This window comes from Pragia fontium, assembly GCF_900638655.1.
In the GTDB taxonomy this organism is placed as follows: Bacteria; Pseudomonadota; Gammaproteobacteria; order Enterobacterales; family Enterobacteriaceae; genus Pragia; species Pragia fontium.
Window position 1 is genome coordinate 554,788 of the sequence record NZ_LR134531.1, and the last position, 15,573, is coordinate 570,360.

Annotated in this window: 18 protein-coding genes; 5 read left to right on the forward strand and 13 right to left on the reverse strand. The window is 44.1% G+C overall.

The features are described from left to right. Positions 1–40: 40 nt before the first annotated feature. Positions 41–916, reverse strand: coding sequence for a LysR family transcriptional regulator (locus tag EL341_RS02390; RefSeq protein ID WP_047779887.1), 876 nt, complete (start codon positions 914–916; stop codon positions 41–43). Between the two features lie 111 nt (positions 917–1,027). Here EL341_RS02390 and EL341_RS02395 point away from each other — a divergent pair, with 111 nt between their 5' ends. Then, positions 1,028–1,492 (forward strand): multidrug/biocide efflux PACE transporter, encoded by a 465-nt coding sequence (locus EL341_RS02395; protein ID WP_114986174.1) that lies wholly within the window; start codon positions 1,028–1,030, stop codon positions 1,490–1,492. Between the two features lie 431 nt (positions 1,493–1,923). Further along, positions 1,924–2,949, forward strand: a complete 1,026-nt coding sequence (locus EL341_RS02400; RefSeq protein ID WP_074820398.1) for a TerC/Alx family metal homeostasis membrane protein — start codon at positions 1,924–1,926, stop codon at positions 2,947–2,949. Between the two features lie 56 nt (positions 2,950–3,005). Here the strand turns inward: EL341_RS02400 and EL341_RS02405 are convergent, their stop codons facing one another. The 5 genes from EL341_RS02405 to EL341_RS17550 form a co-directional block, all read right to left on the reverse strand. After that, positions 3,006–3,191: a hypothetical protein gene (locus EL341_RS02405; RefSeq protein ID WP_126466898.1), complete on the reverse strand. Its 186-nt coding sequence runs from the start codon at positions 3,189–3,191 to the stop codon at positions 3,006–3,008. 17 nt (positions 3,192–3,208) lie between these two features. Further along, positions 3,209–3,370, reverse strand: a complete 162-nt coding sequence (locus tag EL341_RS17545; protein ID WP_164720429.1) for a hypothetical protein — start codon at positions 3,368–3,370, stop codon at positions 3,209–3,211. 85 nt (positions 3,371–3,455) lie between these two features. Beyond that, the gene (locus EL341_RS02410) at positions 3,456–4,811 is read right to left on the reverse strand and encodes a sigma 54-interacting transcriptional regulator (protein WP_074820396.1); all 1,356 of its coding nucleotides are present in this window, start codon (positions 4,809–4,811) and stop codon (positions 3,456–3,458) included. Further along, positions 4,798–6,630, reverse strand: coding sequence for an ATP-binding protein (locus EL341_RS02415; protein ID WP_126466900.1), 1,833 nt, complete (start codon positions 6,628–6,630; stop codon positions 4,798–4,800). Before EL341_RS02415 ends, EL341_RS02410 begins: the two co-directional genes overlap by 14 nt. After that, the gene (locus tag EL341_RS17550) at positions 6,614–6,880 is read right to left on the reverse strand and encodes a hypothetical protein (RefSeq protein WP_164720430.1); all 267 of its coding nucleotides are present in this window, start codon (positions 6,878–6,880) and stop codon (positions 6,614–6,616) included. The genes EL341_RS02415 and EL341_RS17550 overlap by 17 nt, the downstream gene beginning before the upstream one ends. A gap of 99 nt (positions 6,881–6,979) precedes the next feature. Here EL341_RS17550 and EL341_RS02420 point away from each other — a divergent pair, with 99 nt between their 5' ends. The 3 genes from EL341_RS02420 (at position 6,980) to EL341_RS02430 (ending at position 9,844) form a co-directional block, all read left to right on the forward strand. Beyond that, on the forward strand, positions 6,980–7,486 hold the full coding sequence (locus EL341_RS02420) for a periplasmic heavy metal sensor (RefSeq protein WP_126466902.1): 507 nt from the start codon (positions 6,980–6,982) through the stop codon (positions 7,484–7,486). A 452-nt stretch (positions 7,487–7,938) separates the two neighbouring features. Further along, the gene (locus tag EL341_RS02425) at positions 7,939–8,478 is read left to right on the forward strand and encodes an SLATT domain-containing protein (protein WP_126466904.1); all 540 of its coding nucleotides are present in this window, start codon (positions 7,939–7,941) and stop codon (positions 8,476–8,478) included. Further along, entirely contained in the window at positions 8,471–9,844 is a 1,374-nt protein-coding gene (locus EL341_RS02430; protein ID WP_126466906.1) for an RNA-directed DNA polymerase, read from the forward strand. Before EL341_RS02425 ends, EL341_RS02430 begins: the two co-directional genes overlap by 8 nt. Before the next feature lie 248 nt (positions 9,845–10,092). Here the strand turns inward: EL341_RS02430 and EL341_RS02435 are convergent, their stop codons facing one another. From EL341_RS02435 to EL341_RS02465, 7 genes are all read right to left on the reverse strand, one after another. Beyond that, on the reverse strand, positions 10,093–10,560 hold the full coding sequence (locus EL341_RS02435) for a DUF6392 family protein (RefSeq protein WP_126466908.1): 468 nt from the start codon (positions 10,558–10,560) through the stop codon (positions 10,093–10,095). 61 nt (positions 10,561–10,621) lie between these two features. Next, positions 10,622–11,089, reverse strand: a complete 468-nt coding sequence (locus tag EL341_RS02440; protein WP_126466909.1) for a DUF6392 family protein — start codon at positions 11,087–11,089, stop codon at positions 10,622–10,624. Positions 11,090–11,149: 60 nt separating this feature from the next. Then, positions 11,150–11,617 carry a DUF6392 family protein gene (locus tag EL341_RS02445; RefSeq protein ID WP_126466911.1) on the reverse strand — a complete coding sequence of 156 codons (468 nt, stop codon included), beginning with the start codon at positions 11,615–11,617 and terminating at the stop codon, positions 11,150–11,152. A 60-nt stretch (positions 11,618–11,677) separates the two neighbouring features. Next, entirely contained in the window at positions 11,678–12,145 is a 468-nt protein-coding gene (locus EL341_RS02450; RefSeq protein ID WP_126466913.1) for a DUF6392 family protein, read from the reverse strand. Between the two features lie 60 nt (positions 12,146–12,205). Continuing rightward, positions 12,206–12,667 (reverse strand): DUF6392 family protein, encoded by a 462-nt coding sequence (locus EL341_RS02455; protein WP_126466915.1) that lies wholly within the window; start codon positions 12,665–12,667, stop codon positions 12,206–12,208. Positions 12,668–12,669: 2 nt separating this feature from the next. Then, complete coding sequence (locus EL341_RS02460; protein WP_164720431.1) at positions 12,670–14,205, reverse strand: S-type pyocin domain-containing protein; 1,536 nt, start codon at positions 14,203–14,205, stop codon at positions 12,670–12,672. Positions 14,206–14,681: 476 nt separating this feature from the next. Beyond that, on the reverse strand, positions 14,682–15,413 hold the full coding sequence (locus EL341_RS02465; RefSeq protein ID WP_126466920.1) for a DUF6882 domain-containing protein: 732 nt from the start codon (positions 15,411–15,413) through the stop codon (positions 14,682–14,684). Positions 15,414–15,573: the final 160 nt, after the last annotated feature.

Below are 15,573 nucleotides of genomic sequence, written 5' to 3' on the forward strand. Positions count from 1 at the left end.
CAAATATTGTCGCTATTTCACAGGACTTTTCCATCTGGCCTTATAGCGGTTGTTTATTGGTTTGCAGTAACTGTTCTAAAAACCATTGTCCGGCAGGGCCGGGCGGCGTGTTTTTTGACCAGACAGCATCGACAGAGATCATCCTTGGCCAGCCGCGCACCGTGAGTTCAAATAGCTGACGTTGACTGAATTGCTTAACTAACCAGCGAGGTAGAACCGCCCAGCCAAATCCCTGTTCCGCCATTTCCAGTAACATAAGATAACTGGGAGCTGACCAAATCAGCCCCTGAGGCACCCGTTCTTGAGTGCGTAGATAGGTATTCAGGCACAGCTGGCGGGAATTGGCTAATTGTTCTTTGGTGACGTGTGGGAATGTTGCTAAAGGATGCTGACGGGAAACAAAGATGCTCATTTCGGTTTGTTCCAGCAGGCGGGAGTATCCGACATCTTGAGGGTAGCTGCTTTGAACCTCTATCAGACCGATTTGTGCTCTACCGCTTTGCAATAAAATCAGCACATCTTCTTCTTCGGCAATCATGCATTCAAATTCAATGTCCGGATAGCGTTGCTCAAATTTTTGTAGGATCTCTTCATGCTGGGTTTGCTGATAAGTATCAGACAGGACAAAGCTTAAACGCGACTCTACCGGTGCGGATAGTCGAATGGCCAATTCATCCAACCGCTCGCTGGCGGACAGAATCGCTTTAGCCTGATTAAGTACTCGCAGGCCATGGGGTGTCAGCACCGGATGGCGGCTGCTTCGGTCAAACAGCGTCAGGCCGAGATCGATTTCAAGGTTGGCGATAGCAGAGCTGATCGTCGACTGGCTTTTATGCAACTTACGCGCGGCCGCAGAGAAAGAGCCCTGTGAGGCGGCTTCAACAAATGCAACTAAGGCTTCAGGTGAATACTTCATAATGTATCGGTTTTGTCGATGGTATCTATCTTTATTGTATCTCAAAAAACGATAATAATGCGTGGGTCGTTACCGATATTATTGCAACAGGATTCACAAGATAGGTCATTTATGCAGAACAAAACATTAACAGAACGCGTTTTTCACGCTGTCTGCTTCGAAGGTATTGCCCTTATTATTACCGCGCCACTTTTTGCCTGGTTGATGGGACGCACCGTTTTTCAAATGGGTATGCTGGCAATCGTACTTTCGACCACGGCGATGCTATGGAACATGATTTATAATGCTATTTTTGACCGACTATGGCCGTCAAATCGGGTAAAACGTACTGCTAAAGTTCGTATTTTCCATGCGTTGGGGTTTGAAGGCGGATTTATTCTTATCGGATTAACGCTGGTTATGATCACGTTAGGCGTGAGCGTTAAGACTGCATTTATCATGGAAATCGGCTTCTTTATTTTCTTTTTGCCTTATACCTATATTTATAATTTAGCCTATGACTCATTGAGGGAGCGTTTTATGAAACGCAGGGCTAAAAAAGTGGCGATGGCTTTTGCCGAAAATCACGATAAATAATGTGTGGGGTAATATTGTTTAGTTAAGAAAATATGAGTCGTTTATCTTTGGCTCTTTCTATTGAGGGCAGTCATTAAGCTTAACTGACAAGCACTAGGGGAATATAAAGGTTCCCCTCAGATTGTTGATAAAGTACTCATATACGCAATCGTCGGGAGAGACGGGTGTGGGGGGCGTAGCGGGCTTGCCCGCCGGAGTGCCCGTAACCCGGCTAGGCACGACGCACGCTAAAGTTGAATACTGATGTCCTTCCGGTTGAGCACTTAGGTGATATTCACTCAAGATTTTTACAGCCGGAACAACCATTGATGCTGATTAAAAAGTTTGTCAGCAGCCTCAGGGGAACATAAAGGTTCCCCTTTCTCTTGCGTGGTGGTGTTATAATCAATGCATTCTTGCGTTGTTATAACACTATTAAGGCCTTACCCATCATGGAACAAACCAGTCTGGGCTTCCCTCCGTTAACCGTGACGGTTTTTATTATTCTGGCTGTTTCTGCCCTGACCATCGACCTGATTGCCCACCGTAAAGACAAACCCATTAGCCTGAAAAAGGCTTCGTTATGGAGTCTGTTTTGGTTGGCGATTGGTTTAGGTTTCGGCGGATTTCTTTATTTACAGCATGGCGCGGAGATTGCCAGCCTGTATCTTACGGGTTATGCGCTGGAAGAAGTGCTCTCTGTCGATAATCTGTTTGTGATTATGGCCATTTTCTCCTGGTTTAAGATCCCTGAAGGCTATCGTCACCGAGTGCTGTATTGGGGAATTATTGGGGCTATCGTCTTTCGTGCTATTTTTGTGGCGATCGGTACCAGCCTACTGGCGTTGGGACCGTGGGTGGAGATGGTTTTTGCCGTGGTGGTGTTCTGGACGGCAGTGATGATGCTGCGTGCTAAACATGATGGCGAAGAAATTGAGGACTATTCCAACCATCCGGCTAATCGCTTAATACGGCATATTTTTCCGGTTTACCCCAAGCTGGTGGGGCATCACTTCCTGCTAAGTGCAGCAGAAGTGAAAGCAGATTTGGCCAAGCCTGAGAACAAAGGCTTTGTGTTCCATGTGAAAAAAAACGTACGTTATGCCACACCATTACTGTTGTGCGTAGCGGTGGTTGAACTTTCCGATGTGATGTTTGCTTTTGACAGTGTGCCGGCGGTGATTGCCGTCAGCCGTGAACCGCTGATTGTCTATTCTGCCATGATGTTTGCGGTACTTGGCTTGAGAACCTTGTACTTTGTACTGGAAGCGCTGCGCGGTCATTTGATTCATCTGGAAAAGGCGGTGGTGTTTCTGCTGTTTTTCGTCGGATTCAAGCTGGCGCTGAATGCCAGCGATCATCTGTGGCATCATGGCTATGAAATTAGTGCGGTAGCCAGTCTGGGTGTGGTATTGGGCGCGTTGGCGATTGGTATTCTTGCCAGCTTTGTATTCCCGCCTAAATTAACCGAAGAGTAGCGATTAAAGATGGCGTCACCGAATGGAACGCCATGGGATATTTTATACCATCGAGTTTACTGGTTAACGATGACTTTATAGTAGTTGTCGTTATCCAGTTTACCCACTTCTAAAGTAATTTCCGTCACAACATTTCCTGATGGACTAAACATCGGCTGCGCCAGCGCCATAATGGTTTTAGCCACTTTCTGTTTTACTGCCTCAGAGCGTCCGGCAAACATACGAAAGTCGATATGTATCACTGCTTTATTTTGATCCGCTAAACCGATAACCGATCTTTCAATTGGTTGAATATAGGTTTAAAGCTTGAGACATCGGAAGAAATAATCGGCGAAACGGCCTGATGCAATTGCAAAACAAAGGACTCGAGTTTGTCCTGTGCCGGTAAGTTGGGTGTATAGGTCAGTTTAATCTGAGGCATAATCATATTCCGTATTGAGGTAAATTATTTTCTTTACAGGCTAAACCAATAAAAATTTCGGCGACAGCAGAATAATTGCCGAGTATCAGCCCGATGACTTTTGTAATTTTGCCAGTAGCGTTTTACGAGTAATACCTAGCTGTCTGGCGGCTTCGGTTTTATTTCCGCCGGTTTTCTCCAGTGCACTAAGAATAGCCTCTTTTTCTACCTGTTCCAACGGTTGAATCGGCCCATCAGCATGCTCGCTACTGACGCTCTCTTCAATAAACTGGTTGATGCTTAACGGTAGCTCTTTTTCGCTAATAAAGTCGCCGGTAAGCAGGATAACCGCGCGCTCGACGGTGTTCTCCAGCTCGCGAACGTTACCCGGCCAGCTATATTTCAGTAGCATATCCATGGCCTGTGGCGTAAAGCCTTTAACGGATTTACGGTTGCGTTGAGCAAACTTCTCCAAAAAGTGCATCGCCAGCGTAGGAATATCTTCATTGCGAGCCCTTAACGGTGGGGAATCTACCGTCACAACGTTAAGGCGATAGTAGAGATCTTGACGAAACTTACCCGCTTCAACATCGGCTTTGAGATCGCGGTTGGTGGCGGCAATCAGTCGAACATCGACATTCAGGGTTTGGTTGCTGCCAACCCGCTGGATTTCCCGCTCCTGAATGGCGCGCAGTAATTTTGCCTGCATCAATAAAGAGACCTCGCCAATTTCATCGAGAAACAGCGTGCCTTTATCCGCCTCCATAAAACGGCCTTCCCGACGCTTATCCGCACCGGTAAAGGCCCCTTTCTCATGGCCAAACAGCTCAGACTCCAGCAGGGATTCACTGAGGGCTGCACAGTTGACGATCACCAGCGGCTGCGTTTTACGCAGACTGTTAGCATGAACCGAACGGGCGATCAGCTCTTTACCGGTACCGGATTCACCGCAGATAAGCACCGTGGCTTCTGAAGGGGCGATCATGGCGATCATTTCCATCAGTCGACGCATTTGTACGCTGCGGCCAATCATATTCTGGCTATCAATGGTGAGTTGCTGCTTGAGAGTCTGATTCTCGCTTTTCAGGTAGGTATGTTCCAGCGCTCGCTCGATAGTGAGCTGTAACATATCGAAATCCAGCGGTTTGGTCAGATAGTCATAAGCCCCGGCTTTAATGGCTTCAACGGCTGACTCAATGTTGGAATAAGCCGTCATAATCAGAATAGGGATGGCGGGGTTATAGGCCTTGATGGCTTTAAGGGCTTCAATACCGTCCATCTCTGACATACGCACATCGGTGAGAATCAGGTCAAAAGGGCTTTGTTTGACCTGTTCTATGGCTTCCAGACCGTTATGGGCCAAAGTAACCTGATATCCCCAGCCTTTCATCAGTGCCTGAATAATCGTGCAATGGCTCAGATCGTCATCAACCACTAAAATATGTGCTTTATGCTTTGTCATGATCGGACGCCTCCTGTGTCTGACGGTCGAAGAGATGTTGGGTGCTATATCGCAGCGGAATTGTCATATTGAAGTCGGTACCCGATTGCGGATGACTGTGAACGGTGATTTTCCCCTGATGTTCTTCAATCACTTTTTGCACAACGGTCAGGCCGAGGCCGGTACCGGAAGCTTTAGTGGTAAAGTAGGGGTTAAAAATATTGGCTAAATCGTCCGGCTTAATCCCTTTACCTGAATCCTTGATCGAGATGTGTAAATCGTTATCTCCGGCTGATTTGGCGCTAACCGTCAGCGTACCGTTGCTGCCTATCGCCTGAATGGCATTAAGATAAAGGTTGAGCAGCGCCTGAGTGAAACGATCCGGATCTATCTCTGCCGGAGGGAGATCGTTATCGGCGTGGAAGTCGATAACGATGTTTTTACTTTCCGCATCCTGACGTATTAAGTGAAGTGAGTGCTCGATAAGCGCATTCACATCAACTTGCTGAATGCGTAAATCAGTCGGGCGGACTAATCCCAGTAACTCCGTAATGACGCGATTTAATCGATCAACTTCTTTTGCCATCACTTTTGCCAGTTCTTGTTCCTCGCTGCCCTGTGCCGAACGGCCTTCAAAGTACTTAGCAAAGCCTTTGATTGAAGAGAGTGGGTTACGAATCTCATGCGCCACGCCGGCGGCCAGATTACCGATAGCCGCCAGTTTCTCTTTGCGGCGCACTTCTTCCTGTAGTTGACGCACTTCGCGCATATCTTTGAAGATAAATACGTTACCGAGAAAATGACCGTCGTCGTTAACGATTTTTGCCACGCTGATGCTGAGAGGGATGGTCTGCCCGTTTGCCAACGGATAATCAATTTCACGTTCTACCACCGGGTGTTGGCGGTGGCTACTTTCCACTAATTGATTCCATTCTGCGGGTAACGCCTGCTGAATAGGTTGACCAAACAGCTGACTGGCGCGGCTGCCGAGCATGTTTTCCGCAGCCTGATTGACGACTCTGATTTGGCGCTGCTCATTGGTGGTAATCAGGCCAATCGGCAGATTGTTGATGATCTCGGTAGAGAAGGCTTTTGAATCTTGCAGTTGCTGACTGGAACGTTGATAGCGGCGAGCCCAGAACAGGGCTAACAGGCTGGCCAGCGCTAACAGCAGCAGAATAGAGAGAAAGATGATGGTATTGCGGATATCTTTTTCTCGCACTGCATCCAATGCTGAAGTATCAAAAGCGGTGAAAATAACGTTCTGTTCTTCATCTTGAACCGAGGTGTTGTTGCCGCTGTAACCCTCAGGATTGCGATCCCGACGCATATTCATCATATGTGTACGGTGGCCGTTACCGCGCTTTAGTGGTTTAAAGAAACGGTAAACCTCAAATGCGTTCTGAGTTTTATTTTGCTCATCAACAAAAGGAGCAATGCGCCACTGTTCCGTCGAGTTGACTTTTAAGGCGTCCATTTCTTTTTGAGTATACAGCTGGGTACCCACTCGTTCAGGATCGCTGTGGGCTAAAACTTTACCCGAGGTATCGGTCACCGCCAGATAAAGAATGCCCGGTTGATAGGCCATCTCTTCCAGTAAGGTTTGGCGCTGTTCGTGACGCCAACGCAGGCTCATGCCGGTGCGGGTACCGGACTCAAATGAACGAATCAGCACGGTACTCTTTTCCAGCAGGGTTTGGATCTCAATCTCACGCCCGCGGTTCAAGTCCTTAATCGTCATGGTAATGATAATGCCAATCAGGATGACCACCGACCCAATAAAGAACCAGGCAGGAAAAGCCGGTAGAAAGCCTGACTTTCTTTTAAATTCCTTGCTCATCGCTATCCTCATTATGCTGGTGAGTCGGGCTGGGTAAATATCTGAGCGAGTAAAAATTACCCATACTATAAACCTTGCGGGTAAAAATTACCCGTTGTTCCTGATGGGCAAGTAGTGCAAACGACGGCGTTTCTTCAGAGCAAAAATTGAATATTGATATTGATGTTTGGGTGTTCAACGACGGTTTTCCTTTGCTGACGGCCTTTTCAGGGGCGGCGATTACATTATTTTTATCATCCTTTCTATTCAATTTTCGTGCCAGCCTAAAACTGGCACGCTAGTTGCAATCATATAATCAAGCCAACGAGCGATATTTCATTTATTGATACTAAACAGAAGGAAATTAATCATGACTCTGAATAAAACTGCGATTGCTGCCATTATCTCTCTTGCTGCTCTGACTGGATTCGGCGGCGTAGCGATGGCACAAAATGAGACCACCGGCCATATGAATATGAATGGACAAGCGATGCCAAATGCTCAGGGAATGAATCATAGTAAGGGAAATCACCGTGGTGGCTATATGGCCAACATGACTCCAGAACAGCAGGCAACCAGCCAGAAAGCGTTCGATGAATTCCAAACCAAAACGGCTGATTTACGTCAGCAAATGATGTCTAAGCAGTATGAGTACAAAGCCTTATTAACCAGCAAGACGGTAGACGATAAGAAAGTTCAGGCAGTGAGCCAAGAAATTAGCGCCCTGCGCGACAGTATTTATCAGCAGCGCGTGGCGATGGATACTCAACTGGCGAAATCGGGCATTCCTATGGCTGGCCGTCATATGGGAATGGGTATGGGAGATCATCAAGGCATGGGCGGTAAAGGCATGCATTCAGGTCGAGGCTGCCGTTAATTAATTAACAAATATTATTTCGGTAAATAAAATGGCCAGAGCTTTGTTGAATACAGGGCTCTGGCTTAATGTTTTTAGCAGCGAGCCTGGGTGTCATTAAATTTGACCGTCGGCTTGGTGCCAGGAGCGGATGTTAGTAAATCTGCACCGCATTAATTGGAGGGGCACAGGCCAATATTTTTACGCTTGCTTCAATATATGCAACTATCCTCAGTTGAGGCATTTCAAAAAAAACATTTTCAACTTAACCCAATGATATTAAGTTGATTTATTATTAGGGTTGGTGATATAACTTATAGTAAGAGAGACAGGTTCTTCCTCTTACTTTTTGGTAAGGGCGGCTCTGATAAAGAACAGCGTAAGCTGTTGAGCTTCTGCTCACTGATCCTGCGGGATGTTCAATAAGTATTCAAATTTCCTTGTCTCTCTCCCCTTTTCACATGGAGATGTTCATGCTCAACAAGGTATGGTTTACCTATAAGGCACGGATTCAGGCACACCATCGGTTAGAATGGATGGATATGCATTCGCAATTTCTTCTTGTTTGGTACGCTATCTTAGGTGCTGCGTTAGCGGTTGTTGCAATCCGATACCCAACATTACTGGGTAAAAATACAGATATTTTTGGCGCGATTTTGTCTATTGCATTGCTTGGTGTATCGCTGTCTGTTGCAAATCGAGATTTCCGCGGCAGGGCGTTGAATATGCGAAAAAATTATTTGGCATTGCAACATCTGTACAATGTTATAAATACAAGAAATGCCGTTCAACCAGAAGATATCGTTAAATATGATGAGTTAATGAATGATGTAGAAAATCACCGAGATATGGACGATAAGACGTCCCGAGTACGCAATGCTTCACAGTTGACGTCTCGGCAGCCAGGGAAAAAGGAATATTTCCAAGTCTATTTTTTTACAGTGTTCAAGTATGTTGTTTTACTCATTTTCTATACTACCCCGGTTATCGTTGCGTGGTACCTCTATGAGTAGTGCTGTGCGTAGTTTTAAGAGATGTTTTACAGTAAAAAATTTAAAGAAGATTTATTTCGAAAAAATTAAAGAGTCAGGTGCTATTGGCATTGATCGAGTTAGACCAAATGGTTTTGAGAAAAATCATGCTATTGAATTGTCATTGATTGCTAGGAAAGTTACTGATGGGAGCTATAAATTTACTGCCTATAAGGAAAAGTTAATATCGAAGGGAGCATATTCATTTCCCCGACAGATTTCTATTCCAACTGTTCGAGACCGAATCACACTTCGAGCTCTATGTGAGTCTCTCTCAGAAGTCTTTCCGAATGCAAAACTATCACTGCCACAAATAGCAATAGAATCACTTAAAGATGCTATTGACTCTGGACAATATAACGAATTTGCTAAAATTGATCTCAAAAATTTTTACCCTTCGATTCCCCACGAATTAATTGAAAGCTCGATAAAAAACAAGATCAGAAAAGTTGAGTTCAGAACACTTATCAGTAATGCTATTTCAACTCCGACAGTCAGTGAGTCTACAGGGAGTAAAGGTTCAGTAAAAAATGGAACCGGAGTGCCTCAAGGATTATCTATTTCCAATGTTCTAGCGGAAATTGCATTGCAAAAGATTGACGAAAAAATCAGCCTCATTCCAAATATTTGGTATAAACGTTATGTAGACGACATCCTTATCCTTACCAAGTCTGGAACTTCTGCTGAAGTTGCTGATGCAATTATAGGCGAACTGGAATATATAGGTCTTTCCCCACATCCCATTGGTGGAATTGATTCAAAATCAAAAGTGGGGGTATTGAGTAATGCTTTTAATTTTTTAGGCTATGAGGTAAGCGAAAAAGGGATTGCAATCAAAAAAGATAGTATATTGCGCTTTGAATCATCACTTGCAAAAATATTTACCGCTTATCGACATGCATTAGCTAAAGCAAAAAGTAAGAAAGATAAACAACGGGCAATAGCGTACTGTCAATGGAAGCTTAATTTACGCATTACTGGATGTGTGTTTGATGGGAGGCGTATGGGGTGGGTGGCTTACTTCTCTCAAATATCCAGTACAACCCAGCTCCGAGCCGTTAATCATACTATAACAAAGTTGATTAAGCGGTTTGAAGTAAAAGATATTATCAAACCCAAATCATTAATTAAAACATTCTACGAGTGGCATCGAGGGGATAAAAGCTCTCACAAATACATCCCAAACTTTGATGATTTATCAGTCGAGCAACAAAGAGCGATAGTTTCTTTATGGGTTGGAACTGAAGAAGCAAGTAAGCTAAGCAATACAGTAATAGTAAGAATGTTTAATTACAAAATTGCCTCATCTGTCAAAGAGCTTGAGCAGGACATCGCCGGTTTTTCATAGAGTTCAACATTAAATTTATTTATCTCGACTACAAGGGAAGGATCTCCCCCTTATGCAAAACAATACCATCCATCTAGCTGCGGCCAACTTCCGCTCCTCGCTCATAGCCGACTGTTAGATGTGATCATATTTCACTACAGAACAGGCTCGGAATAAGTAGCGATTAATACACCAATCTTTATTAGTACGCGACTATAATTTCTGCTCTCTATTGATGTTATGCATCTATGATGTTCGGCTGCCAAATGCTACCAGCGAACTTTTGCCGTTGGTAAGAAAGAAATGTACTTAGCTCGTTCTTGAAGGTCATAAGAAATTTGCATACTGGTTGGGATGTGGGCATTTATAACTGGGTATAATTCTGTCCAACCAAATTGGCGTTTCATTATCATCTGTGGTGGTTGAGACTTATCTGGAGCGCCAAACTGATTATGCATCCATGCTCGATTCATCTCAGGTACTAATGGTGAGGGGAGTTCATTGGGAAAGCGGTACTTTTCCTTTTTTTCATTAAGCAGTGTTAGTGTCATTTCTTTAAATATTTGCCCCTCTCTGTAAAATGATAAAAAAACACCCTCTTTAATCATGTCTAAACAAATAACATCATCCCCGGAAAAACCTGTTGGTTTGGTTATATAGGGAATTAACCCAGCATCTATTATTTCCTGATAGGTTTTCCCTAAGCTCTGGATAAGTGCGGCTACATTCACGGTCATAATGAGTACTATCCCTGTGCTTTGTTGATGCTATGCATCTTGGAGTTCGATTGCCCAAATGTTACCAGCGGACTTTTTCTGTTGGTAAGAACGTAATCGCCCTGACTCTATCTTGCAGGTCATAATCGATTTGCATACTGGTTAGAATCGTTGAATTCTCGTATTGATATAATTCTACCCAGCCATAATGGTCATTAAAGGACACTCTAGGTGGATGAGACTTTTCTGGTTTCCCTAACTGGTTATGAATCCACGCTCGATTCATTTCAGGTACCAATGGTGAGGGTAGCTCATTGGGAAAGCGGTATTTTTCATTTTTTTTATTGAGTATTCTAAGGGTCATTTCAACAAAAACTCGGTCATTTCGATTAAAGGTCAGGAAAATTCCTTCTTTAGCCATCTCCAGATTAAGGAAGGGATCACCCGATGAACCTGTTGGTTTGGTTCTATACGGAATTAACCCAGCATCCATTATTTCCCGATAGGTTTTTCCCAAACTCTGGATAAGTGCTTCTACATTTACGGTCATAATGAGTACTATCCCTGTGCTTTGTTGATGCTATGCCTCTTGAAACTCAGTTGCCAAATGCTACCAGCGAACCTCTGAGGTAGATAAAAAAGAGATGGACTTTACTCTCTCCGAGAGGTCATAAGAGATTTGCATACTGGTCGGGGGGCTGGCATCCATAATGGTATATAATTCTGTCCATCCGACATATTTGTTCAATCTTGGTCGAGGTGGTAGTGCTTTTTCGGGCTCGCCAAATTGGCTATGGATCCATGTTCGATTCATCTTAGGTACTAATGGGGAAGGCAGCTCATTGGGAAAGCGATATCTCTCATTTTTCTCATTAATAATCTTAATACCTATTGCATATAAAATATTATTATCGCGTTTAAAAGCTAAGTGCATACCTTCTTTCACCATATCTAAACATAAATCAGGATCTCCGTAATCTCCTGTTGGTTTGGTTATATACGGAATTAACCCAGCATCTATTATTTCCTGATAGGTTTTCCCCAAACTCTGGATAAGTGCGGCTACATTTACTGTCATAATTAGTACCATCCCTGTGCTTTGTTGATGCTATGCATCTTGGAGCTCGGCTGCCAAATGCTACCAGCGAACTTTTGCCGTTGGTAAGAATGTAATGGATTTCACGCGTTCCAACAGGTCATAAGAAATTTGCATACTGGTTGGGATGTGGGCATCCATAACGGTATATAGTTCTGTCCATCCGACATATTTGTTCAATCTTGGGCGAGGCGGTAGTGCTTTCTCTGGCTCACTAAACTGGCTATGGATCCATGCTCGATTCATCTCAGGTACTAATGGTGAGGGGAATTCATTGGGAAAGCGGTATTTTTCATTTTTTTCATTGAGTATCCTTAATGTCATTTCAACAAAAACCCTATCGCTTCTATTAAATGACAGAAAAAGACCTTCCTTTGCCATTTCTAAACTAAGGAATGGATCACCTGGAGAGCCTGTTGGTTTGGTTATATAGGGAATTAACCCAGCATCTATTATTTCCTGATAGGTTTTCCCTAAGCTTTGGATAAGTGCTTCTACATTTACGGTCATAATGAGTACTATCCCTGTGCTTTGTTGATGCTATGCCTCTTGAAACTCGGTTGCCAAATGCTACCAGCGAACTTTTGCCGTTGGTAAGAATGTAATGGTCTTTACTTGCTCTTGAAGATCATAATCAATCTGCATACTAATCATAGAATTACTATATTGATATAGCTCTACCCAGCCATAATGATCGTTCATGAAGATCTCTGGTGGATGCGATTTTTCAGACTCACCAAACTGGCTATGAATCCATGCTCGATTCATCTTAGGTACTAGTGGTGAGGGTAATTCATTAGGAAATTGATACTTTTCATTTTTGTTATTGAGCATTCTTAGAGTCATTTCAACAAAAACTCGGTCATTTCGATTAAAGGTCAAGAAAATTCCTTCCTTTGCCATCTCCAGATTAAGGAAGGGATCACCCGATGAACCTGTTGGTTTGGTTCTATACGGAATTAACTCAGCATCCATTATTTCCCGATAGGTTTTTCCCAAGCTTTGGATAAGTGCTGCTACATTTACTGTCATAATCAATACCACCCTTGTTCTCTGTTAATTCTGTGCATTTTTTCACGAGCTTGCTCAAGTTCAGTCTCGGTAACACCGTAATCGTCTTTCAGCACCTTTTTAACCGCTTCGAAATTCCGATCCAGTGCAGATTTTAATTCTCTTGAATCATAGTCAATCTGTGTTGGAGAATTTCGGCCTCCGTAGGTTTCACTAATTTTACGGTGAACATCTTTTGGAACAATCATTGAGGCAACTTGTTTGGCTTTTGCATTAATGACATCGCTATTTAATTTTGGTTTTACTCTTCTTAAATATGCCTTAACTGCGGCCGATGACGGCATATGATCGGCCTCATATTCACCACCACGTGACCGCCCCTCAAAATCACCATACAGTTCTACTTCCAGTAACTTCACCGGCGGTTTACTAAGGTAAATATAAACAGGCTGAAAGGCACCGGTGGGATGGACTAGAATATAGTCCCGAAAGTTCTTGTCTTCCGGTATCGGCAAGGTTTCAGTATAGCCGCCAGTGGCTGTCGGCTCTGGTAATACGGTAATTGTTGGGGGCGGACGAAAAACATCGTCATTGCCGGTATTCTCCGGTGCAATAAAACCCGGGTTATCCGGCGTCCATAAGATGGTAGGGCCTTGCGCACCCGCTTCCCAAAACTCATAGAATCCGCTAGAGGCGTTGAACCTCATCATTTTGACCGGGACTTTACCGGAATCGGTATGATAGCCTTTTACCGTCATCTTGCCGGTTGTGCTGTCTTTTACCCATTGAAAACGTACACGCGTCGGTGCACTTCCTCCCTGAGCCGCCAGACTCTCCAGCTTTTTCTGGTCGAGATAATCTTGCTCACCGCTGTTCAGACCCGATGAGTAAAAGATACCAATCAATCCTACCGTAACCGGATTGGGGGCGGTAAACAGACGACCAGTGAATAAGCGAGAGGGGGCACCGCCGAGATAACGAACGGCAATCGCCCCGGCTTCTGGAGTGACAGAACGAGTGCCTGCGGAAACGGCTAAAGCAGTCGCTTGATAAAATGCCATTTGGCCGAAATTATCAATGGGTTCTGCGCTGGTACCGGCATCAGTGCATCCACTTTCGCGTAGGCAGGATTTGGCAAACACCGGCTCGACAACGGCAGGCGTATTAGAGCGTATAGCTTGAGAAGATTGGGGGGCGATGTCCTGACTGAGTGATGCTGGGGTTGAGGTGCCACTTGCTACCGATGAAGCCCTAACAGACGGTGCTGGTTGTGGGGTATCATCAGCAAATATCATACTATGGCAGGCAATAATCCGGTGAGTCCCGGTAGGGCAACCACAGGCGATAAGATACCCGTCTAGCGCAGCGCCTTTCCCATGAATATTAAAGGTATTCAGCCCCTGAATAATGGTGCCCACTTTGTTGCATTTGGGGCAGGTGGCGTAGTCACCTTGGCGAGCGACAGGTTTTCCATCGCCAAAAAATGAATCAGCGCCGGTAATAATAACGCCGCCGGTAGTTGTTCTGTCGCCAACCACCGCTACTCGCTTGTTCGCCATAAACATCCTTGCTTAGTTGAAACATTGAGCAGAAAAAATAAGCAATAAATGGATGTAAAGCAAAGTTATATGTAGTTTGTTTTATATATAAAGAAAGTTTAAGATTATGATTCCCTGTGTAAATTTAAATTAATTATATGATTTTAATGCTTTATTTTATTTGTGGTGTTCATGGGGAAATAACTAATTAATTTCTTAATAATTTATATAAATAATATCTAATCCTCATATTTTTCATAAACGGTGTGTCACTAACAAGGGGGAAAGTTAGCGGCATATAACCCTAATGTTGTTCAGTTAAGAAAATGTGAGGCGTTTATTCTTTGGTTCTTTCTATTGAGCGCTGGAATTCAGCCGACAACTGAGAGAGGGAGCACGCCCACGTGCTCCAACGTTAAATTATTCTCTGTACTGATAGTGGACGAAACTTTCACTGTTATTAAGCTTAACTGACAAGTATTACCCTATAGCCCTCACTATCCCTTCAAACTCGTTAACCTAAACTGCTCATCAAACTCGGCATTAATCACTGCTTCATTACGCGAGCCGATAAGCTGATGTTCATTATCAACAACCTGATAACCCTTAAGCTTCAGGTAGCTGTTCAGCGCATTTTTATGGTTGATTTCATAGAGCGAAATAAGCTGAGGAAAGGTGGTTAAAATGGCTTGGTGGCTGTCTTGCCATGTGCTGTCGATATCGTCTGATTTAACCGTCACGCACATCATACCGCGCTCGTAGTCGGCAAGGTAATAACCGCTAGCATTGAACATCCCTGATGCGATCAGACCGATAACGTGTAAATCTCGGTCATCGGCCGTATATTCACCGTTAGACAGTAGGTCAATACTGCCATCTTCTCCATACTGTTTTAAGATTAGCGCTTGTTGTAACAACGCAGGGGGGATCTCTGAACGACTGTTAGCCCATGCCCAGAGCCAGGTGGTGGATGAATAGGAAAGTGTACCTAACACCTGTAGCGGAAAAGACATTTTCCCGGCGAAGCTGATGCGGCCTTTATCCAAATCCGCTTCCCATGAGAAATTCTGTACCAGCTCGTCAAAGTTCCCCTGTTTTTCCAGTGCGATGCCGCCATAGCGTTCAATCAGTTGCTGTTTATTCAGACAGTGGCTATCGCCTTCAGCCTGAATAATTTGATGAGGGGCTGACTTATTTTTGTTACCAAAAAGTTTGCTGAGCAGGCTCATTGCTATCCTATATCTATGCTAAATCAAATCGTTAATCGCGTGTATTTTAGTCATAATATTGATAAACAGCACGATTTATTCAGGATAATTATTCTGAATCTTAACCCACGGTTCTTGGTGATAAGATTGACGCACCTTGAGGATTTCACCTCTGGCTTCT

Excerpts from the sequence above, each read along its gene's own strand:
- EL341_RS02400 (WP_074820398.1), top strand. The coding sequence starts at position 1,924 with ATGGAACAAACCAGTCTGGGCTTCCCTCCGTTAACCGTGACGGTTTTT.
- EL341_RS02420 (WP_126466902.1), top strand. The coding sequence starts at position 6,980 with ATGACTCTGAATAAAACTGCGATTGCTGCCATTATCTCTCTTGCTGCT.
- EL341_RS02460 (WP_164720431.1), bottom strand. The coding sequence starts at position 14,205 with ATGGCGAACAAGCGAGTAGCGGTGGTTGGCGACAGAACAACTACCGGC.
- EL341_RS02410 (WP_074820396.1), bottom strand. The coding sequence starts at position 4,811 with ATGACAAAGCATAAAGCACATATTTTAGTGGTTGATGACGATCTGAGC.
- EL341_RS02425 (WP_126466904.1), top strand. The coding sequence starts at position 7,939 with ATGCTCAACAAGGTATGGTTTACCTATAAGGCACGGATTCAGGCACAC.
- EL341_RS02435 (WP_126466908.1), bottom strand. The coding sequence starts at position 10,560 with ATGACCGTGAATGTAGCCGCACTTATCCAGAGCTTAGGGAAAACCTAT.
- EL341_RS02390 (WP_047779887.1), bottom strand. The coding sequence starts at position 916 with ATGAAGTATTCACCTGAAGCCTTAGTTGCATTTGTTGAAGCCGCCTCA.
- EL341_RS17545 (WP_164720429.1), bottom strand. The coding sequence starts at position 3,370 with ATGCCTCAGATTAAACTGACCTATACACCCAACTTACCGGCACAGGAC.
- EL341_RS02455 (WP_126466915.1), bottom strand. The coding sequence starts at position 12,667 with ATGACAGTAAATGTAGCAGCACTTATCCAAAGCTTGGGAAAAACCTAT.
- EL341_RS02395 (WP_114986174.1), top strand. The coding sequence starts at position 1,028 with ATGCAGAACAAAACATTAACAGAACGCGTTTTTCACGCTGTCTGCTTC.
- EL341_RS02450 (WP_126466913.1), bottom strand. The coding sequence starts at position 12,145 with ATGACCGTAAATGTAGAAGCACTTATCCAAAGCTTAGGGAAAACCTAT.
- EL341_RS02415 (WP_126466900.1), bottom strand. The coding sequence starts at position 6,630 with ATGAGCAAGGAATTTAAAAGAAAGTCAGGCTTTCTACCGGCTTTTCCT.
- EL341_RS02445 (WP_126466911.1), bottom strand. The coding sequence starts at position 11,617 with ATGACAGTAAATGTAGCCGCACTTATCCAGAGTTTGGGGAAAACCTAT.
- EL341_RS02430 (WP_126466906.1), top strand. The coding sequence starts at position 8,471 with ATGAGTAGTGCTGTGCGTAGTTTTAAGAGATGTTTTACAGTAAAAAAT.
- EL341_RS02465 (WP_126466920.1), bottom strand. The coding sequence starts at position 15,413 with ATGAGCCTGCTCAGCAAACTTTTTGGTAACAAAAATAAGTCAGCCCCT.
- EL341_RS02440 (WP_126466909.1), bottom strand. The coding sequence starts at position 11,089 with ATGACCGTAAATGTAGAAGCACTTATCCAGAGTTTGGGAAAAACCTAT.